Origin of the sequence: Deinococcus puniceus (genome assembly GCF_001644565.1) — a bacterium.
GTDB classification, from domain to species: domain Bacteria; phylum Deinococcota; class Deinococci; order Deinococcales; family Deinococcaceae; genus Deinococcus; species Deinococcus puniceus.
In genome coordinates, this window is record NZ_CP011387.1 from 1515221 (window position 1) to 1534750 (window position 19530).

The following is a 19530-nucleotide window of genomic DNA, read 5'->3' on the forward strand; positions in this document are numbered from 1 at the left end:
CCCTCATGTCTGTCGGCCCGGTCTCCACCCCTCCTTGTTCTGTCCACAGTGCTTTTCTATCCATAGGGCCACGTCCCACCCCGGCCCGGAGGTTCTAACCGTGAAGTTCTACGTCATCGGCGACGTTACAGTTGACCACTTGTATCACCTAGACCAGTTGCCCACACCGGGCAGCGAAACCGCCCCCAGCCGCTCCACGATGGAACCCGGCGGCGCGGGCGGCACCATTTCCGTCACGTTGGCCCGCCTCGGCCACAGCGTCATTCTGGCGGCCCGTGTCGGAGACGACCCCTTTGCCGAATACGCCCTAGGCCGTGTGCGCGGGAGCGGCGTTTCCGAGGCAGCTATTCAGCGCGACCCCGACCACCTCACCAGTACCATCACGGTGATGCAGACCCCCGACGGTCTGCGGGCCATGATCAGCGACGGGGCAGCCAACCGCCAACTCGACCCGGCCAAGCTGAAAAAGAAGGACGTGGAAACCAGCGACGCCCTGATCATCTCGGCCTATTCCCTGACCGAAGGGCCGCAGCGCGAGTATTCGCTGAAGGCCATCGAAGCCGCCAAGAATGCCAAAAAGCCTGTGCCCGTCTTCATCGACCTCGGCACCGGGGCCGTGAACAAGGCCGGAACCAAACTGGAACAGGACGTGATCGGCGCGGATTACCTGATGCTGAACCAGCACGAACTGTTGGCGCTCACGGGGACGGGCAGCATCAGCACGGCACTGGCCCAACTCGGCGCAGGCGGGGCGCGGCGAGTCATCGTGAAGGTAGGTAAGATGGGCAGCATCGTCTGGACGCCCGACGAAACCGAACTCGTGGACGCCGTGCCGCCGGAGGGCAACGTCGTGGACAGCACTGGCGCGGGCGATACCTTCACGGCGGCCTTTGCCCACGCGGCCCTGTCTGGCCTGCCGCTGGCCCGCGCCGCCCGCGCCGCCAACGCCGCCGGAGCGTTGGCCGCCACCCGCTTCGGTGCCCAGAGCCGCGAAATCACCCCCGGCGACCTCGCGACGGTGATGACCAAGAAGTAACAGGCCGGGCAGAGTGCTGTTGCTGCGGTATTGATGGAGGGGGCGGAGGGGCCAGATCGGCTGCTTGGCCCTTCCTCTCATTTGTGTGCCTATTTGTCTGCTGCTTGCCTGTGTCGTTCATCCTTTGGGGGCCAGCGCGTGCCCAATCTCACAAAGGGGCCGCATTTCTCATGGCTTTCCAGTGTGTTGTGGCAGCGGGGCCGTTAAACTCCATGCCAGTGAAGCTCATTCCAATTCGAAACACTCTTTTTTCTGTGTCCCGGCGTCTGCTGTTGCCGCTGGCCTGTTCTCTGCTTGCGCCGCTGGCCCTCGCCGTGCCCCGTGTGGGCAGCCACGACGGCTACACGCGGCTCGTCTTCAACCTTCCCAAAGTGGCGACCAGCACTGTGAAAGTGAGCGGCCAGAGCGTCACGGTGCGCCTGAATGTCACCCTGCCCGCCGAACAGGGAGCGCTGAATGCTGCGGGGGTCACGGCCTACGCGGTGGCAGGCGGCACGGTCACGGTCACGTTGGCCAAAGGCCATGCCAGTGCCAAGGCCAGTGTGTTGCCCGCCGCTTCGGGGCAGCCCGCACGCTTGGTCATCGATGTGCCCACGAGTGCGGCAGCCGCGCGGGTGCCCGCCACACCACAGGCCCGCGCCACACCCGCCCCCGCCCGCACGCCGACGCCAACGGCGGTGACGCGCCCTGCCGGATCGGGAACGTCTATTCGCCCAAGGGTAGTGCTGGACGCTGGGCACGGCGGCTATGACCCCGGCATGGTCAGCCGCTGGGTCACCGAAAAAGAAGTGACGTTGGCCATTGCCATGCGTGTGCGGGCCGAACTGATCAAACACGGCATAGATGTGGTCATGGTGCGCGAAACAGACCGCCACCTCAGCAGCGACAAACGCACCGATCTCGATATGCGCTCGCGGCTGGCGACCACCGGAACCGTCAGCGCTTTCGTGAGTATCCACGTGAACGCCGCCGCCTCCAGCGCACAGGGCATAGAAACCTTCTATTTCGGGCAACCGCTGGCCGGAAGTGACCGGAGCCAAGCCGTGCGGGAAAACGGCGGCGGCAGCGTAGGACAAGAGTTGACCCGGCAGGCCGCCAACAGCGCCCAGAGCATGTTGGGCGACATTCTGGCTCAGGCCAAGGTGGCCTTCAGTCGCCAGTTGGCTCAAAGAGTGCAGACCAACCTGATCGCGGCCACCGGGGCCGTGAACCGGGGCGTTCGCACCGACACCTTTTACGTGATCCGCAACCCCACCACGCCCGCCATCCTCACCGAAATCGGCTTCGGCTCCAGCCCCGTCGAAGGCCCCCGCCTCGCCAACCCCGCCTACCGTGACCGGATCGCGCAGGCTATTGCGCGGGCCATTCTGGATTTTCTCAATACGAAGTAGAGGGTGTCGGGAGTAGTGAGTGAGAAAGGAGCAGGGCTTCAGCGACAATTTGGCTGAAGCCCTGCTCCTTTAAGTAGACTTACCGCCGTTTCTTCACGTTCCACGCCTCTTCATTTATTCCGCTGCGCTGGTTCACGGCGCGGGCCATGATGAACAGCAGATCGGACACGCGGTTCAGGTACACCTGAGCGTGAATGTTGGTGTCTTCCTCGTGCATCAGGTGAATCACGTCCCGCTCGGCGCGGCGGGCTACAGCGCGGGCCACTTGCAACGTGGCGGCGGCGGGTGTGCCCCCCGGATGCACGAAGCCCGTAAACGGCGGCGCGTCGGCCTGATAGCGGTCGATCATGGCTTCCAGAAAGGCCACGTCCTCGGCATCTATTCGGCTCAGGTTCTTCTCGTAGATGCCGCCTGCACGGGTCGCCAAATCTGCACCCAGATCAAATAGGGCATTTTGCAGATATTCCAGATCGGTGTCCAGCGGGGCGTCGGGCTTGTGGCTGCGGGTATTGTGCGCCCGCGCCAGCCCCAGCACGCTGTTCAGTTCGTCTACCGTGCCGTAGGCTTCCACGCGCACATGCGCCTTGCTCACGCGGTCAGCGCCGTACAGCCCAGTCGTGCCGCCGTCTCCTGTTTTGGTGTAGAGCTTCATGGCCTCTAGGGTAGTCGGTTGTGGCGGCTAGGGTGTGGGAAGGGCCAAGATTGACGGTGTTGTCCCAGCTTTAAGGGGCGTTGCGTCAGCAACTGGGGGGGTCGCCCTCCAACCCAAACCCAAAAAGCAGGCCATAGGCGCAGGTTTCCCCACGTCCTACAGCCCACGCCCCACTTCCTCCGTTTACGCCAATCGACCCGTCTCTCCCGTCAGCACCCGCAACTGCGCCGCCGTTTCGGGAGACAGGTCGCCAGCTTGGTAGCGCCACGTCCAGTTGTGATCACCCGTGGTTCCCGGCAGGTTCATGCGGGCCTCGGTGCCCAGATTCAGTACGTCTTGCAGCGGCACAACGGCCAAGTTGGCGCGGCTCTCGAAGGCCATGCGCATCAGCTGAGGCGCGAAGGTTTCCTCGGTGGGATCGCTGCTGGTGTAGGTGCGGAAGTTGTGTTTTTCCTGCTCCTCGGCGTGCTGCCACCAACCGCGTGTGGTGTCGTTGTCGTGCGTGCCGCTGTACACCACCTGATTTTCACGCAGGTTTTCGGGCAAGAAGTCGTTGACGCTGAAATCGCCGCCACCGAAGGCAAATTGCAGCACGGCCATGCCGGGAAACCCGAAATCGTCGCGCAGTTTCTCCACGTCGGGGGTAATCACACCCAAGTCTTCGGCAATGATGGGCAGCACGCCCAAGGCCTCGCGCACGGCGGCGAACATTTGCTGCCCCATCGCCGGAACCCACTCGCCCTGAATGGCAGTTTCTGCGGGAAAGGGGATTTCCCAGCTGGCGGCAAAGCCCCGGAAGTGATCGATTCGGACGAGATCGAACAGCTTCAGGCTGCCTTCAAAACGCTCGATCCACCATTTGAAGCCGCCCGCCTGCATGTTCTTCCAGTTGTACAGCGGATTGCCCCAGAGCTGCCCGGTGGCGCTGAAATAGTCGGGCGGCACGCCAGCCACCACCGTGGGCTGGCCCTGATCGTCAAAATAAAACTGGTCGCGGTTGGCCCAGGCGTCGCTGGAATCCATCGCTACGAAAATGGGGATGTCGCCCACGATCTGTACCTTGCGCTCGGCGGCGTAGGCGCGAATGGCCCGCCACTGCTGGAAAAACAGAAACTGGATAAATTTGACGCGCTCTATAGGCGAGGCCAGGGCGTCGCGTGCTTTGGCGAGTGCCCCGGCTTCGCGGTCACGGGTGGCGGCTTCCCAGGCGTTCCACGGCAGGCCGCCGTGTGCATCCTTGAGTGCCATGAACAGCGCGTAATCGTCCAGCCACGCGGCTTCCTCGGCCTTAAACGCCTCGAATTCCGGCTTGAGGTTCTGCGAGCCACCAAAAGCGTAATGGGCGTAGGCGCGGTCGAGCATCTGATTGCGCCACACGTATTGCAGCCCAAAATCCACCTTTTTGGGGCCGAATTCGGGCACCACCGTAAAGTCGCTGTCTTGCAGAAGGCCGTCTGCGTGCAGGGTTTCCAGATCTATCAGGTACGGATTGCCCGCAAAGGCGCTGAACGCCTGATAGGGGCTGTCGCCGTAGCCCGTCGGCCCCAGCGGCATGACCTGCCAGTAGGCCTGCCCCGCTTCGGCCAACCAATCTACGAATTTCCGTGCCTCAACACCCAAAGCGCCGATGCCGTAGGGGCCGGGCAAACTGGTCGGATGAAGTAGCACACCGCTTGAACGTTTGATGGTCATGATTCTCCTCTGCACTGTCTAGCCCCGGATAAGGTGCCGGATCCAACCCTGATGGAAGTGCTTCCATGATGATCTAAATCTGCAGCGCTCGTCTGAAGCCTGTCCATTTCTGGCCCGATTCTACCCAAGGTCGGCGCAGATTGTGTCGCATCCTCAACTTTGCCTGAACCGGAGAAGAGCGCTGCGCCAGAACCCACACAAAAACACGAGTAACACGGATTTCGATTGAATCCTGCTCTTCTAGAGCGGCTCTCCGAAATACGCCACCGAAAAAAGGGACTTTTGGTGGCTCCACTCTCTGCTCCGCAGCTCTTTGAGCCCGTCCTGCTCGGTAAAATTCACTCGCTTCGCTCGGTCATTATGATGACAAATGCTCCAGGATCCACTCCGACTTGCAGAGGCCCGAAGGGCAGGAGACTTGCCAAGCTGCGCAGCAGAGCGAGTGGGAAACACTACGGGCTAGGCGGTATGGAGGAATGGTGTCCTCATGCGGGAAGGCGTCCTCATGGGCGTCCGTTCTACCCGAGACAAGCGTCCGTTCACGACAATAGAGCCGCAGGCGGTGCGGCCAAGGTTGTGGCGGCAGTGGTGCGGATTCCGGATAAGAAGAGGGGCAAGGCGCATGGCCCCGCCCCCAGCTCAACGCTGAACTTCAGACCTAAAAAGTCAGTCGTACTCGACGCTCAGCACCTCGAATTGCATGGTGCCTTTGGGCAACTGCACGGTCACAGAATCACCTGTGCGCTTTCCGGCGAGGGCGACACCGATAGGGCTGGCGTCGCTGATTCTGCCGTTCAGCACATCAACTTCGTAGGTGCCCACCAGTTCGAACTTGCGCTGCACACCCTTGGCATCCTTGACCAGCACTTTGGCCCCCAGCCCGATCCCGCCGCTGGAATCCTCGGCCACGATCAGGGCACGTTCCAACTGATGCTCGATCTCCACGATTCGGCCCTCGTTCTCACTCTGCTGCATGCGGGCCTCGTCGTAGGCGGCACTTTCGCGCAGGTCGCCGTCGGCCAGTGCCGATCCCATATATTCGCTGATCTGCTCCCGGCGCGTGGTTTTGAGGTGTTGGAGTGTTTCTTGCAGCTTGTCGTAGCCTCGCTGCGTCATGGTGATGCGATCCTTGGTCATAACACCAGAGTATAGAGCGCGGGCGCGTGAGTGGGGAGCGGGGAGCAGGTCAAGGCCATCCACCGCAGTCGCCATTGTGATTCAGGCCAGCAAGAGCGCGGCCAGCACGCCCTTCCCGCCGCTGGGACGCCTGATCCGAACCGAGCTGTCAGTACGCAAAACCAGATTTGGTAATCATCAGTTTCAGTTCGTGCGGGCTGGTGGCATTGTTCATCGCCTCGTCCATCGTGATCAGATTGTGGCGGTACAGTTCCACCAGATTCTGGTCGAAGGTGTGCATGCCCCGGATGTTGTCCTCGATCAGCGCGTCCTTGATCAGAGCAGTTTTTTCCTCGTCCTTCACGTATTCCTGCACCAGTGGCGTCGCCAGCAAAATCTCGGTGCCCAGCACCCGGCCCACACCGTCGGCCCGCTTCAACAGGCGTTGGCTGACAATTCCGACCAGCGACTCGGCCAGCAGCAGCCGAATCTGGTCGCGTTCGTAGGGCGCAAAAAAGTCGATGATGCGGTTCACACTTTTCACGGCGTCCTGCGTGTGCAGGGTACTGAGTACCAGATGCCCGGTCTGCGCGGCGGTCAGAGCGGCTTCTACCGTTTCCTTGTCGCGCATTTCGCCGATCATGATCACGTCGGGGTCTTGGCGCATAGAAAACTTCAGGGCCGTGCGGAAGTCGCGGGTATCGCTGCCGACCTCGCGCTGCACCACGATGGATTTCTTATTGCGGTGCAGAATCTCTATCGGGTCTTCGATGGTGATGATGTTGTACGAGTAATGCCTGTTGATGTGGTCGATCAGACTGGCCATCGTGGTGCTTTTGCCCGCCCCAGTCGGCCCGGTGACCAAGATCAGGCCGCGTGACGCCTCGGCAAACCCTTTCATCACGTCTACGGGCAGCCCCAGCGATTCGAAGCCCGGAATCGAATCTGCCACGATTCGCATGACGATGCCCACCGCGCCGCGTTGCCGGAACACGTTGCAGCGGAATCTGCCCAGTCCAGCCACGCTGTAGGCGGTGTCCAGCTCGTTGCGGTACTCGAAATCTTCCCACTGGTCGGGCGTCAGAAGCGCCTGCGCCAGCTTGAGGGTATCGGGCGGCATGAGGGCCTGCGTGCCGAAGGGCATCAGCACGCCGTCTACCCGGCCCATCGGTGGGCTGCCTGCCTGCAAATGCACGTCCGACACGCGCCGGGTGACCATTTCGTGCAGCAATTCGTCGAGGGTCATGCTGGTGCCTGAGCCTCAAACGCCTGAGACTCGGACGCCTGATCCTCCGACGAAAGTGCGGCCATCAAGGGCAAATTGTCGATCAGGCGCACGCCGAACATGCGGGCCGCCAGCAGCACACGGGTCATGTTCCTATTGTCGCCCCCGGCTCTGTCATTCCTGTCACGTTCCTGTGCATCAACCCCCAGCGTCTTCCCCGGCATCTTACTGGGCGGCTCCACACTGTCCAGCGGCTGCATTTTTGCATCTACTATGCTGAGGTAATCCAGTTCAACGGCCTCATCGGTTGCCAGCACATCCAGTCCCGCCTGCTGGAGCGTCTGCACCTGCGTTTCTCCGGCGGCGTGGCTGTCCTGCACGGCCCGCAGCGCCCTCTGCAGCACGGCGGCCCGCGCTTGCTGCTCCGGCGTCAGGTAGGCGTTGCGGCTGCTGAGGGCCAGCCCGCTCGCCGCCCGCACGGTGGGCACCCCGATCACGTCCACATTCACGTTCAGGTCGCGCACCATGCGCCGCAGCACGGCCAATTGCTGCCAGTCTTTTTCGCCCAGATACACCCGGTCAGGGCGCACCAGATTCAGCAGCTTGAGGACTACCGTCGCCACGCCCGTAAAGTGTCCGGGCCGCGAAGCGCCGTCCAGCCCCTCGCTGACGCCCGACACGGTCACGCGGGTGGAGAACCCGTCGGGGTACATCAGGTCTACGGACGGTGTGAACAGTACGTCGGCCCCAGCCCCGCCCGCCACGCCCAAGTCGCGGGGCAGGTCGCGGGGGTACTTGTTCAGGTCTTCGCCTGCCCCAAATTGCAGCGGATTCACGAAAATGCTGACCACCAACAGGTCGCACTCGGCCCGCGCCTGAGAGATCAGAGTGGCGTGGCCCTCGTGTAAGTAGCCCATCGTGGGCACAAAGCCTACGCGCCCGCGCCCAGCCAGCACCGAGCGCAGTTCGGCGGGGTCACTGATGATTTGCGGCAAGGTTTCCACAGCGCCCCTCACGCCCGTTTCCCGTCCAGTCCCACAGCTCCAATCACCGCGTCCAGTGCCCAACTGATGACCGCCAGCACGATGGCCCCGATGAACGCCGCGCCGAAGCCCGCCACGTCCAGCACGGTCACGCCCGCCACGATCCACAGCACCACTGCGTTCACCACCAGCGTAAACAGGCCCAGCGTCAGCACATTCACGGGCAGACTCAGCAGCAGCAGCACAGGCCGAATCAGCGCGTTCACGATGCCCAGCACCAGCGCGGCCAAAATGACGCCCACCACGTCGGCCCCCGGCGCAAATCGCACGCCGTTGTACACGAGGGTCAGCAGGTACAGCGCCAGTGCATTCACCAGCAAGCGAATTAAGAAGCCCATGCGCCTATCATACGGCGGCATGGGTGGAGTGGGGAAATCGACTGTACGCCCTTGATTACTGGGCAGCTAAACGTTGAACGGTTGTATTTTTCCTCCGTCCATCTAAGAATTAAGAGCGAATTCGCCCTTAGGGCCATTTAACTTTATTAATCCGAGTAAACACCACAAAAGACAACACGAAACACAGGAAAACGATAAGACTTACTATAGCGTCGCCTGTGAGTACAAAGGGAACGAAAAACGAACCGATGCCATGTGCAGTTAAAATCCAATACACGTGTTTCTTCGACATGAATTTTCCTCTTCAGGAGTCAATTACAGCCCGAACCGCCCGTACATATGATCCACATGCCGCAGATAGAACGCCAGGTCGAACGCGGCGTCCAATTCCGCATCATTCAGAGGGTTGGCGGCGTCGGCTTTCAGTAGGTCGCGTAGGCCCTCGCCCGTTTCCCAACTGTGCAGGGCGTTGCGCTGAACCAGTTCGTAGGCGGCTTCGCGGCTCATGCCTTTTTCGTCGATCAGGGCGTGCAGCACGCGCTGGCTGAAGACCAAGCCACCGAGGTCGTTCATGTTCTTCAGCATCCGTTCGGGGAAGACCACCAGATCGCGCAGCACCCCAGTCAGGCGGCGGGCGGCGTAACTGGCGGCAGCGGTGGCATCGGGCAAAATCACGCGTTCGGCGCTGGAATGGCTGATGTCGCGCTCGTGCCAGAGGGCCACGTTTTCCAGTCCGGTGGTGAGGAAACCGCGCAGCAAGCGGGCAAATCCGGTCACGTTTTCGGTCAGGATCGGGTTTTTCTTGTGCGGCATAGAACTGCTGCCCGTCTGTCCCTTCCCGAACGGTTCCATCGCCTCGCGCACTTCGCTGCGTTGCAAGTGGCGAATTTCGACGGCGATCCGCTCCAACGTAGTGCCAAAAATCGCCAGTGCCGACAGGACTTCGGCGTGACGGTCACGGGCCAGCGTTTGGTTCGTAATGGGCGCGGCTGTCCAGCCCCACGCGGCGGCCACGGCTTCCTCAATTTCGGGGCTGACATGGGCGTAGGTGCCCACGCTGCCCGACAGCATCACCACGCGCACACGCTCACGGGCGGCGGTCAGGCGTTCGGCGTCACGGTCTAGGGTCGCCATCCAGTTCAGAAACTTCAGACCGAAGGTCATCGGTTCGGCGTGGATGCCGTGCGTGCGGCCTACTGTGGGTGTGTATTTGTAGGCCACCGCCTGCACCCGGCACACCTCGCGCAGCTTGGCGGCGTCAGCCAGAATCACGGTCAGCGCCTCGTCCAGCAGCAGGTTCTGGGCTGTATCCACCACATCAGTGCTGGTCAGCCCGTGATGAATAAAGCGGGCTTCCTCGCCGTACCGCTCGGTCAGCGCCCGCGTGAAGGCCACGATGTCATGGCGGGTCACGGCCTCGATTTCGGCCACGCGCTCGGCAAACGCCTCGTCCAGCGGGTCGGCGGCGGCGCGGGCGGTCAGGGCGGCGTAAGCGTCGGCGGGCACTTCGCCGTGCGCGGCCTGCGCCCCCATCGCGGCCAGTTCTACCCGCAGCCACGCCCGGTATTTGCTGGCTTCGCTCCACAGCGCCTTCATTTCGGGGGTCAGGTAGCGGTCAATCATTGGGCAATCACGGGGGGCAGCGTAGCAAGAATGGGTTGTGCGTTGTGGGGGAGCGGGCGGCGAAGCCAGAAACGACTCCTGATGCCCCGGCGTTCACGCGCGCCGTTGCCACGTTCCATGCCCTACACGCCCAGCGGCACATCCACGCCCAACTCCGCCAGCACCGTCCGAATCGCCTGCGCGTCTATGCCGGAGCGGGCATGCACACTTTCCACGGTGGCATGATCCTGAAACTCGTCGGGAATCCCCAACACGCGCACAGGCACGCGGAGGCCCATGTCACTCAGGGCTTCCAGCACCGCGCTGCCGAAGCCACCCAGCACGGTGTTGTCTTCCACAGTGACTAGGGTGCGGGCACTCGCGGCCACTTCGCGCAGCATCTCCAGATCCAGCGGTTTCACGAAGCGGGCGTTGACCACACCGACTCCCGGCAAGTCGGCGGCGGCTTTCAGGGCGTACTCCAGCGCCTTGCCCCCCGCCAGAATCACCACGTCCGTCCCGGCCTGCACGCGCTCCCAAGTGCCCCATTTCAGGTCGGGCCACGTGCCTTCCGGCACCAGTTCGGTGTTGCCACGCGGGTAGCGAATGGCAAACGGGCCGGGGCTTTCCTGCGCCGCCTTCAGCATGCCGCGCAACTCGGAGGCGTCTTTGGGTAAGCCTACCCGCACATTGGGAATACTCCGCAGGTAGCTCAGATCAAACACGCCGTTGTGGGTAGACCCGTCCGCGCCCACGATTCCGGCCCGGTCTATCGCAAAGGTCACGTTCAGATTTTCAATCGCCACGTCATGCAGCACCTGATCGTAGGCCCGCTGCAAGAAGCTGGAATAAATCGCCACGATGGGCCGCATGCCTTGCAAGGCCATGCCCGCCGCCGTTGTGACGGCCACGTCCTCGGCAATGCCCACATCCAAGTACCGCTTGGGGTGCGCCTTGCTGAAGCCCACCAGACCGCTGCCCTCGCGCATGGCGGGCGTGATCACGAAGGTTCGGGGGTCAAGCTTAGCCAGTTCGGTCACGGCGTCGCCAAATGCTGCACTCCAAGAGTAAGTAGGTTTGCCGCCCGCCGTTTTGGACAGGTCTCCAGTGGCCGGGTCAAATTTGCCGGGGCCGTGCCAGTAGATCGGGTCGGCTTCGGCGTAGCTCAGGCCTTTGCCTTTGCGCGTCACCACGTGCAGAATCGTGGGGCCGTCAAGGTCGATCAGGCGTTCCATCAACCACACCAATTGGCCCACGTTGTGGCCGTCCACTGGCCCCACGTAGCGCACGCCCATCGCCGCAAACGGATTTACGCTGGCCGGGTCGAAGAAGTGGCGGGTGCTGCTCTTGGCGCGGCTCATCAGGTCGGCCAAGGGCTTGCTCACCGCCTGCATCGCCTTCTTGCTGGCTCCCTCTCCCTCCTGAAACCACTTTTGCACCTGTAGGCCGCGCATGAATTTGCTCATGGCTCCCACGTTTTCGCTGATGCTCATTTCGTTGTCGTTCAGGACAATCAGCATCTTGCGCTGCACGTCCCCGATGGTGTTCAGGGCGGCCAGTGCCATGCCCCCAGTCAGGCTGCCGTCTCCGATCACGGCGGCCACCGTGTAATCCTCGCCTAGTGCGTCGCGGGCCATCGCCATGCCCAGCGCGTTGGCGAGGCTGGTGCTGGCGTGGCCCACCGTAATCGCGTCGTGTTCGCTTTCGCTGACCTTGGTAAAGCCCGACAGCCCGCCTTCCTTTTTCACCGTATGCATCTGGTCACGCCGCCCGGTCAGTATTTTGTGGGCGTAGGCCTGATGTCCCACATCAAACAGAATGCGGTCACGCGGCGAGTTCAGCACGTAATGCAGCGCTACGATCAGGTCGGTTGCGCCCAAGCTGCTTGCCAAGTGCAGCCCGCCTACCGAGCAGACCCGCGTAATTTCGTCGCGCAACTCCTGCGACAGCGTGGGCAACTGCTCCCGCGACAGCCGCTTCAGGTCGGCGGGGCTGTTCACGCGGTCAAGCAGCGGTGTGAGGGGAGATGCAGCCACCAAATCGGCAGTAGAGGCGGATTGTTCGGGCGTGCGGGTCATGGCTGGCCTCCTGTGGGGGCAGTTGCGGGGCTGGAAAAATTGCGGGCGGTCAGCAACAGAGCTTCGGGCGTGCGAATATCGCCCACAAACGGGGTAAACCAGATCTGCTGCGCCGCTGGAAACAGACTGCCCAACTCGCCCGAAATTTGCCGCGTGATCACCCACACATCAAAACTGCCGCCGGGGGTACTCACGCGGCGGCGATCCTGCACGTCGTAGCGGTAGCGCAGCAGGCCTTCGGACTGCACCTTGCCGTCGTCGCTGCTCACGCGGGCGGTGGTCGTGCCTTCCCAACTCAGGCCCACGCGCCACGCATTTTCGGCGGGCGCTTCCGTCCAAGGGGGCGTCAGCGTAACGGTTACGCCGGGTTTGCGGAATCCCAAGAGTTTTACGCCCGAACTGCCGATCAGCCTGTACCACGTCTGGTCAGCTCCCCGTCCGGTCAGCTGAAAAGCCAGTGCGGTTTGGCCCCCGAACACGGTTGGCCCCAACGTGCGGAGCAGATACGGCGTACTGGCGGTGCTTTCACCTTCGGGCACATACGTCCAGTTCAGGCCCGTTTCCTGCGGATAAAACGAGATGCTGGCGGGCACGGTACTGGACTGTACTGGCGGCGAAACCCGTGCTGGAGCGGGCGCACAGGCCCCCAGCAGCATCGTCAGGGCGGCTACCCCCCACACGGCAGAAGAACGAATTGGCATACGGCCAGACATGGCCTTCAGGCTAAAGCGCGGCATCCCCAGCATTCTGTCAGCATTCATGGCGTTCCGTCCTTTGTTGCCCCCATTGTCTGCCGCCGGGCCGGGTCAGGCGTCCCCCAAAAGCGGGAGGGGGCCGGAGCGTGAAGGGTGGGTCAGGTTGGGGGCGTTGCGTCAACAACCGGGGGTTCACCTTTCAACCCCGAATCCAACCAAAAAGAGGCGGCAACCTCCATCGTCGCCGCCCCCCTGAGTTGTTGCGCGGGCCTCAGCTCTGGCTGCCGCCCTGCACTTTGGCTTTCAGGGCCGCCATCGCGTCGTCCAGATCTTTGTCGCGGCCCAAGTCTTTCAACTGGGCGTCGAAGTCGTTTTCCTTGCGGAGTTCGCCCATCGCCTTGTTGCGGTCTTCCATCCCCGCCACTTTTTCTTCCATGTCCTCGAAGGCGTCCATCGCGCCGCCTGCCTTGTCGAAGCCCGACACGCGGTCAAGCGTCGCGCCTGCCTGAGCGGTCTTCTGACGGGCGGCCAGCAGGGTCTTCTTGGATTCCATTTCGTCGATTTTGGCTTCCAGTGCACGCAACTGGGTTTTCAGGGCGTCCACGGTGCTGCTCTGCACGGCCACCTGCTCGCCAAATCCGGCGGCGAGGTCTTTGTGGTTCTGGGCGCGGCGGAGGGCCTCGCGGGCCAAATCTTCGCTGCCGCCGCGCAGGGCTTCTTCGGCTTTCTTCTCGTACTCGGCGGCCAATTTGCGGTTGGTGCTGGCCTCGCGCTCCAGCTTGGCGTTCTGGCTCATGGCTCCGGCCACTTCGCTGCGGGCGTCGGTGTAGGCGGCCCGCATGTCTTGCAAGGCCTGCTCGATAATTTTGGTGGGGTCTTCGGCCTTGCTGATCAGGTCGTTGACGTTGGAGCGGAGCAGACGGGACAAGCGGTCAAGAATAGTCATGGTGGTGCCTCCTAAGAGAAGTTCGGCAGGTCTGGATTACCGGGTTAGAGAGTCGAAGACTGGGAAGTGGCCCGGCTATCATTACGCACGCACGCTGCTTGTGGTTCCTTTGGCCGCAGACAGCACCAGAGCATCAAGGTAAAGTCAAGGCATGATGAAAGAGGGAGCGGGCGCAGCAGGCGGCGGAATGCTGAGGGGCCGGGCAGGAATTATCGTCGCCATCACCATTGCCGCGCTGTTGCTGGCCGCCGGAGCAAGGTCGGCCCCCGGCGTGTTTCTGACGCCGATGACCGTCGGCACGGGCTTTGGCCTGACCACCCTCAGCGCCGCCGTCAGCGTGGGCCTGCTGATGTTCGGCCTCGGCGCACCCCTCAGCGGCTACCTGATGGACAGACAGGGGCCGCGCCGGGTCGCCACGTTCGGCCTCGTGTTGGTCGCGTTGTCGTTCGGTCTCAGTGCCCTGATCCAGACCGAAGCCCATCTGTTCATCCTCTGGGGCGTGCTGAGCGGCCTCGGCACTGGTTTGGTGGGCAGTGTATTGGGCGCGACGGTGGCTTCCCGCTGGTTTCAGGCGCGGCGCGGCTTGGTCACAGGTGTGTTTGGGGCCGCTACCAGCGCAGGCCAACTGATGTTTATTCCGCTGCTGACCTTGGCCGCGCAGGGAGCCGGATGGCGAATGGCCAGCCTAGGCATCGGCGTATTGGCGCTGCTCCTCACGCCTGTGTTCTGGGCCTTGCTGCGAGACCGTCCGGCAGAAGTGGGCCTCGGCATGGATGGCCGCCCCCTCGACCCGGCCGCGCCCGTGATCGTGCCTGCCAAACCCGATGGAAACGTGATGCGCCGGGCGCTGCGTTCGCGGGATTTCTGGCTGCTGTCCATCACTTTTTTCGTGTGCGGGGCCACCAGCAACGGCATCATCGGCACGCATTTCATCGCTTACTGCGGCGACCTTGGCCTCACCGCCGGGTACGCCGCCGGAATGCTGGCCCTGATGGGGGCCTTCAACTTCGTGGGCACGCTGGGCAGCGGCTACCTGACAGACCGCCTAGACCCACGCCTGTTGCTGGCCGCCTACTACGCCTTTCGGGGGCTGAGCTTGCTGGCGTTGCCGCTGCTGCCGCCCGGAACAGGGCTGGTATTTTTTGCTGTGCTGTTCGGGCTGGATTACATCGCCACCGTGCCGCCCACCGTGGCGCTCACCGCCCGCACGTTCGGCACAGCCAACGTTGGCACGGTTTACGGCTGGGTCTTCTTTTCTCATCAGGTGGGCGCGGCTTCCGCTACCGCGTTGGGTGGCCTCGTTCGGGAATCGCTGGGCACTTACGGCCCGGCTTTTCTGGCGGCGGGCGTGCTGGCCATTTTGGCGGCGGGGCTGGCCTTGGGCGTGACCCGGCAGGCGGGAGTGCGGGCGGCGGCGGCGTAAAATTGCCTGCGGTGCGGTGTTGATGAAGCCCGCGCTCGGCCTGTCCGCTTAAGGATTTCCCAACCCACCCACGCTCTAGAGCAGTTGTTCTAACAATGACCGAGCGGAGCGAGTGAATTTTACCGATCAGGACGGACTCGGAGAGCGCAAGGAGCAGAGAACGGAGCCACCGGAATTCTCCTTTTTCGGTGGTGTGATTTGGACAACTGCTCTAAGCTTCCCTGCATGACGGTTCAACCTGAATTTCCGGTAGTGCGGCGTCCGGTGTATGCGCGGCGCGGCATGGTGGCGACCTCTCAACCGCTGGCGGCGCAGGCGGGCCAGAGTGTGCTGGCAGCGGGCGGCAACGCCGTTGATGCGGCCATCGCCACCGCTGCCGCCCTGACGGTGCTGGAGCCGACCAGCAACGGCATCGGCGGCGACCTGTTCGCGCTGGTGTGGGACGGCGGGGAAGTGCACGGCCTGAACGCCAGCGGCGCGGCCCCGGCAGCCCTGAGCTTGGACGCCCTAGAGGAGCGGCACGGCGGCCAGATGCCGAAACATGGCTGGACGCCCGTGACCGTACCCGGCGCGGTGCGCGGCTGGGCCGACCTGCACGCCCGTTTTGGCCGCCTGCCCTTCGCGGCGGTGCTGGCTCCAGCCATTGCCTACGCACGCGAGGGCTACCCGCTTTCGCCCGTGCTGGCGGCGGGCTGGGCGCGGGCCATTCGCATTTACAGCGGTCTGAATCTGCCTGTTTTCGAGGAATGGTTTCGCACCTTCGCCCCCAACGGATTTACACCCACGCCCGGTGCCCTGTGGCGCAGCGAGGCCCACGCCCGCACGCTGGAAGCGATTGCCGCCACACACGGCGCGTCGTTCTATGACGGCGACTTAGCAGCCCAAATCGATGCCTACGCCCAAGCCACAGGCGGGTTGCTCCGCTCCTCAGACCTCGCCGCGCACCAGTCGGAGTGGATCACGCCTATTGCTGCCGAGTACATGGGCCACCGTGTCCACGAGATTCCGCCCAACGGTCAGGGCATTGCCGCCCTCATCGCGCTGAATGTGCTGGACGGCCTGCCGCTGCCCGACCATTGGGGCGATCCAGCGGGGCTGCACCTGCAAATCGAAGCCATGAAACGCGGGTTTCATGACGCCCACGCTCACGTCGGTGATCCGCGCCATGTGCCTGTGGACGCCGCGCACCTGCTGTCCAGTGCCAACGCCGCTGCCCACCGCGCCCACATTGGCCCCGCTGCCCACGATCCCAGCACCCACGCACCCAGCACGGGCGGCACGGTCTACCTCGCCACCGCCGACGATAGGGGCCAGATGGTCAGCCTGATCCAGAGCAATTACATGGGCTTCGGCAGCGGCGTGGTGGTTCCCGGCACAGGCATCGCGCTACACAACCGGGGCCACAATTTCAGCCTACAGGCGGGCCATCCCAACGCCCTCGCGCCCGGACGCCGCCCGTACCACACCATCATCCCCGGCTTCCTGACCCGCAGCGACGGCACGCCGGTTGGCCCGTTTGGGGTCATGGGCGGCTTTATGCAGCCGCAAGGCCACCTGCAAGTAGTATTAAATACCGTGCGCTACGGCATGAACCCCCAGCAAGCGCTTGATGCCCCGCGTTGGCAATGGCTGGCGGGCAAAACGGTAGAGGTGGAACACAGCCTGCCCGCCGCCACCGCCCGCGCTCTGGCTGGATTAGGCCACGACGTGCGCGTGCAACTCGATTCCGGCTCGTTTGGCCGGGGTCAAATGATTCGCCGTAACCCAGAAACGGGCGTGTTGGAAGGCGGCACGGAAAGCCGGACGGATGGGCATATCGCCGCTTGGTGAGGCGAGAGAGTGTGGAGGGTAGATCGTGGATAAGCTGTAAGTGGTCAGTGATCTCCCTTCTCCCTCAGCCCGCCAACACCGCCCCGCCCACATACCGCTCACTCAGCGCCCAGAGCCGCGCCGCCGCCCCATCGTCCAACGCCTGCGACGTGGGCATCGTATCCCGGCTGTTGCTGTAATACCGTCCAGTAATGCCGTCGCCGCCCTCGGTTGCCAGATGTACGGTGGTCTTAGCCCCGTCTTCCGGCGAGATGGCAAAGCGGTCTATCACGCCCCAGAGCAGGGAAGCCGCGCCCCCGTTGTTGTGGGCAAACCCGCTGCGTACCATGCCGGGGTGCAGGCTGTTGCTGAGAATGCCCGGTTCGCGGCGGGCCAGTTCGCGGGCAAACAGGATGTTGGCGAGTTTGCTCTGGCTGTAGGCTGCCCAACCGCTGTAGCCCGTGCGGAATTCGGGGTCTTCGAAGCGGATTCGGCCCATCCCGTGCGCCGCCGATGCCACTGTGATGACCCGTGCGCCCACTGTGGCCCGCAGCAACGGCAACAGCTCCTGCGTCATCAAAAACGGGGCCAGATGGTTCAGCGCCCACGTCAGCTCTACGCCTTCCCGTGACTCCTGCCGCTTGGAGTAGAACGCCCCAGCGTTGTTGATCAACACGTCAAGCGCAGTATTTTTCTCTGCAAATTCGGCAGCAGCGCGGCGCACCTGACTCATTTCGCTCAAATCGGCCAGCAACGTGCCCACCGCGTTCACTTCCCGTGCCACCCGCTCGGTTTTGGCGGCGTCGCGCCCCACGATGGTTACCCGTGCGCCCCGGTTCGCCAGTTCCCGCGCCGTCACCAGCCCGATGCCGTTGGTGGCCCCCGTGACCAACACTGTTTTGCCTACTAGATCGCCGTAACTCATGCCTACAGCATAGGCGGCGCGGGCGGCGTGTGGCGCAGGAAGCCTGACAATGTGAGAAGACAGAGGGGCAACAGAGCGGGGCCGTGAACCCCAGCACAGTTCACGGCCCCGCATCCATCCCATTTACTTCAGCAATTGACGGCTGATCACCACGCGCTGAATCTCGTTGGTTCCCTCGTAGATCTGGTTCAGTTTCACGTCGCGCAGCAGTTTTTCTACCGGGTATTCACCCACGTAGCCGTAACCGCCGTGTACCTGAATCGCTTCGTTGGCGGCGTCGAAGGCCATTTCGGAGCAGTAGGCCTTGGCAATGGCGCTTTCGAACCCGTGCGCCTGCCCCTGATCCACCAACCACGCGGCTTTTTGGTACATCAGGCGGCCCGTTTCTATGCCCATCGCCATTTCCGCAATCTTAAATTGGATGGCCTGAAAGGTGGAAATCGGCTTCCCGAAGGCTTCCCGCGCTTTGGCATACTTCACCGATTCATCCAGCGCCCGCCGTGCAATGCCTACCGAACCTGCCGCCACCGGAATGCGGGTTTTGTCCAGCGTCTTCATGGCAATCTTGAAGCCGTCGCCCAAGCCGCCCAACTGGTTTTCACGCGGCACACGCACGTTTTCAAACACCAGTTCGCTGGTCAGGCTGGCCCGCTGACCCATCTTGTGCTTGATCTTGTTGTAGCTGAAGCCGGGCGCGTCCTTCGGAACCACCAAGGCGACGCTTGCTTTATGCCCGCCCTGACGGTCTGTGGTGGCGAATACCACCGTGACTTCGGCCATCCCACCGTTGCTGATCCACATTTTGGTGCCGTTGATGACCCACTCGTCGCCGTCCAGCACAGCCGTCGTGTGCATGGCGGCAGCATCAGACCCGTTGTTGGGTTCGCTGAGGGCAAAAGCGGCGAGGCTGGCTTTCTCGGTCATCGGCCCCAAAAACCGCTGCTGCTGCTCCTCGGTGCCGCCCACCAGAATCGGCGTAATGCCCAGCTCGGAGGCCATCAGAATCGTGTAGATGCCCATGCAGCCGTAAGCCAGTTCCTCTCCGATCAGGCATTCGTCGAACATGCCCAGTCCCAGCCCGCCCGCGTGTTCAGGAATGGCGGCGTTCAGCAGGCCCACTTCAAAGGCCTTTTCAACCACTTGCCAAGGCAATTCTTCGCGCTGATCGTACTCGGCGGCAATCGGAATAATTTCCTTGCGGGCAAAATCGCGGGCAAGTTGCTGCAACTGGCGTTGCTCGTCAGACAAGGTGAAATCCATGTGCGCTCCTGTGGGAATGGCTGTATCAAAAGGTGGGGGAGAAGGTTTTGAACTGAGTTCAATCTATCAGATTCAGGGGTACGGAATGGGGGAGGGCGGGGCCAGTCGCCTGAAGCGTAAGCCTAAGCGAGTCACCTCATCTCTATAAAATTACTGAGGAATAACCGGAAAAAACTATCTAAATCCAAAGCTGGTCTTGCTTCGCCCACAGAGTCTGGCGTCAGTCAAAACTAGCTGTTCTGATTGGGCGAAATAGGGTAGGAGTTAATAGGGAATAACACGGGAATAATAGAAGATGT

At 62.7% G+C, this 19530-nt stretch carries 16 protein-coding genes; 4 read left to right on the forward strand and 12 right to left on the reverse strand.

Annotation, left to right across the window (positions count from 1 at the left end; genetic code table 11):
- The first annotated feature begins 100 nt into the window (after nucleotides 1-100).
- The gene (locus tag SU48_RS06895) at nucleotides 101-1036 is read left to right on the forward strand and encodes a carbohydrate kinase family protein (protein ID WP_064014608.1); all 936 of its coding nucleotides are present in this window, start codon (nucleotides 101-103) and stop codon (nucleotides 1034-1036) included.
- 254 nt (nucleotides 1037-1290) lie between these two features.
- Nucleotides 1291-2427: an N-acetylmuramoyl-L-alanine amidase family protein gene (locus tag SU48_RS06900; RefSeq protein ID WP_231881551.1), complete on the forward strand. Its 1137-nt coding sequence runs from the start codon at nucleotides 1291-1293 to the stop codon at nucleotides 2425-2427.
- A 79-nt stretch (nucleotides 2428-2506) separates the two neighbouring features.
- Here the strand turns inward: SU48_RS06900 and SU48_RS06905 are convergent, their stop codons facing one another.
- The 10 genes from SU48_RS06905 to SU48_RS06950 all read right to left on the reverse strand — a co-directional run bounded on the left by SU48_RS06905 (nucleotide 2507) and on the right by SU48_RS06950 (nucleotide 13814).
- Nucleotides 2507-3079 (reverse strand): cob(I)yrinic acid a,c-diamide adenosyltransferase, encoded by a 573-nt coding sequence (locus tag SU48_RS06905; protein WP_064014609.1) that lies wholly within the window; start codon nucleotides 3077-3079, stop codon nucleotides 2507-2509.
- 183 nt (nucleotides 3080-3262) lie between these two features.
- Complete coding sequence (gene malQ / locus SU48_RS06910) at nucleotides 3263-4771, reverse strand: 4-alpha-glucanotransferase (protein WP_064014610.1); 1509 nt, start codon at nucleotides 4769-4771, stop codon at nucleotides 3263-3265.
- 666 nt (nucleotides 4772-5437) lie between these two features.
- Nucleotides 5438-5908, reverse strand: coding sequence for a transcription elongation factor GreA (locus SU48_RS06915; RefSeq protein WP_064014611.1), 471 nt, complete (start codon nucleotides 5906-5908; stop codon nucleotides 5438-5440).
- Nucleotides 5909-6056: 148 nt separating this feature from the next.
- A complete protein-coding gene (locus SU48_RS06920) occupies nucleotides 6057-7133 on the reverse strand; it encodes a PilT/PilU family type 4a pilus ATPase (RefSeq protein ID WP_064014612.1) in 1077 nt (358 codons plus the stop codon).
- Complete coding sequence (panC, locus tag SU48_RS06925) at nucleotides 7130-8107, reverse strand: pantoate--beta-alanine ligase (protein ID WP_231881718.1); 978 nt, start codon at nucleotides 8105-8107, stop codon at nucleotides 7130-7132. Before panC ends, SU48_RS06920 begins: the two co-directional genes overlap by 4 nt.
- Before the next feature lie 17 nt (nucleotides 8108-8124).
- On the reverse strand, nucleotides 8125-8493 hold the full coding sequence (locus tag SU48_RS06930) for a phage holin family protein (protein ID WP_064014614.1): 369 nt from the start codon (nucleotides 8491-8493) through the stop codon (nucleotides 8125-8127).
- 315 nt (nucleotides 8494-8808) lie between these two features.
- A complete protein-coding gene (gene purB, locus SU48_RS06935) occupies nucleotides 8809-10116 on the reverse strand; it encodes an adenylosuccinate lyase (protein ID WP_064014615.1) in 1308 nt (435 codons plus the stop codon).
- A 122-nt stretch (nucleotides 10117-10238) separates the two neighbouring features.
- Nucleotides 10239-12173, reverse strand: a complete 1935-nt coding sequence (gene dxs / locus SU48_RS06940; RefSeq protein ID WP_082869701.1) for a 1-deoxy-D-xylulose-5-phosphate synthase — start codon at nucleotides 12171-12173, stop codon at nucleotides 10239-10241.
- Nucleotides 12170-12886: a hypothetical protein gene (locus SU48_RS06945; RefSeq protein ID WP_064015905.1), complete on the reverse strand. Its 717-nt coding sequence runs from the start codon at nucleotides 12884-12886 to the stop codon at nucleotides 12170-12172. Before SU48_RS06945 ends, dxs begins: the two co-directional genes overlap by 4 nt.
- 253 nt (nucleotides 12887-13139) lie before the next feature.
- Nucleotides 13140-13814, reverse strand: coding sequence for a PspA/IM30 family protein (locus SU48_RS06950; RefSeq protein ID WP_064014616.1), 675 nt, complete (start codon nucleotides 13812-13814; stop codon nucleotides 13140-13142).
- A gap of 151 nt (nucleotides 13815-13965) precedes the next feature.
- On the opposite strand from SU48_RS06950, the gene SU48_RS06955 reads away from it, so the two are divergent.
- Nucleotides 13966-15237, forward strand: coding sequence for an MFS transporter (locus tag SU48_RS06955; protein WP_231881552.1), 1272 nt, complete (start codon nucleotides 13966-13968; stop codon nucleotides 15235-15237).
- 225 nt (nucleotides 15238-15462) lie between these two features.
- Nucleotides 15463-17067: a gamma-glutamyltransferase family protein gene (locus SU48_RS06960; protein ID WP_064014617.1), complete on the forward strand. Its 1605-nt coding sequence runs from the start codon at nucleotides 15463-15465 to the stop codon at nucleotides 17065-17067.
- A gap of 64 nt (nucleotides 17068-17131) precedes the next feature.
- Here SU48_RS06960 and SU48_RS06965 read toward each other — a convergent pair whose 3' ends face one another.
- Nucleotides 17132-17971: an SDR family oxidoreductase gene (locus SU48_RS06965; RefSeq protein WP_064014618.1), complete on the reverse strand. Its 840-nt coding sequence runs from the start codon at nucleotides 17969-17971 to the stop codon at nucleotides 17132-17134.
- 123 nt (nucleotides 17972-18094) lie between these two features.
- Nucleotides 18095-19231: an acyl-CoA dehydrogenase family protein gene (locus tag SU48_RS06970; protein ID WP_064014619.1), complete on the reverse strand. Its 1137-nt coding sequence runs from the start codon at nucleotides 19229-19231 to the stop codon at nucleotides 18095-18097.
- Nucleotides 19232-19530 lie beyond the last annotated feature (299 nt).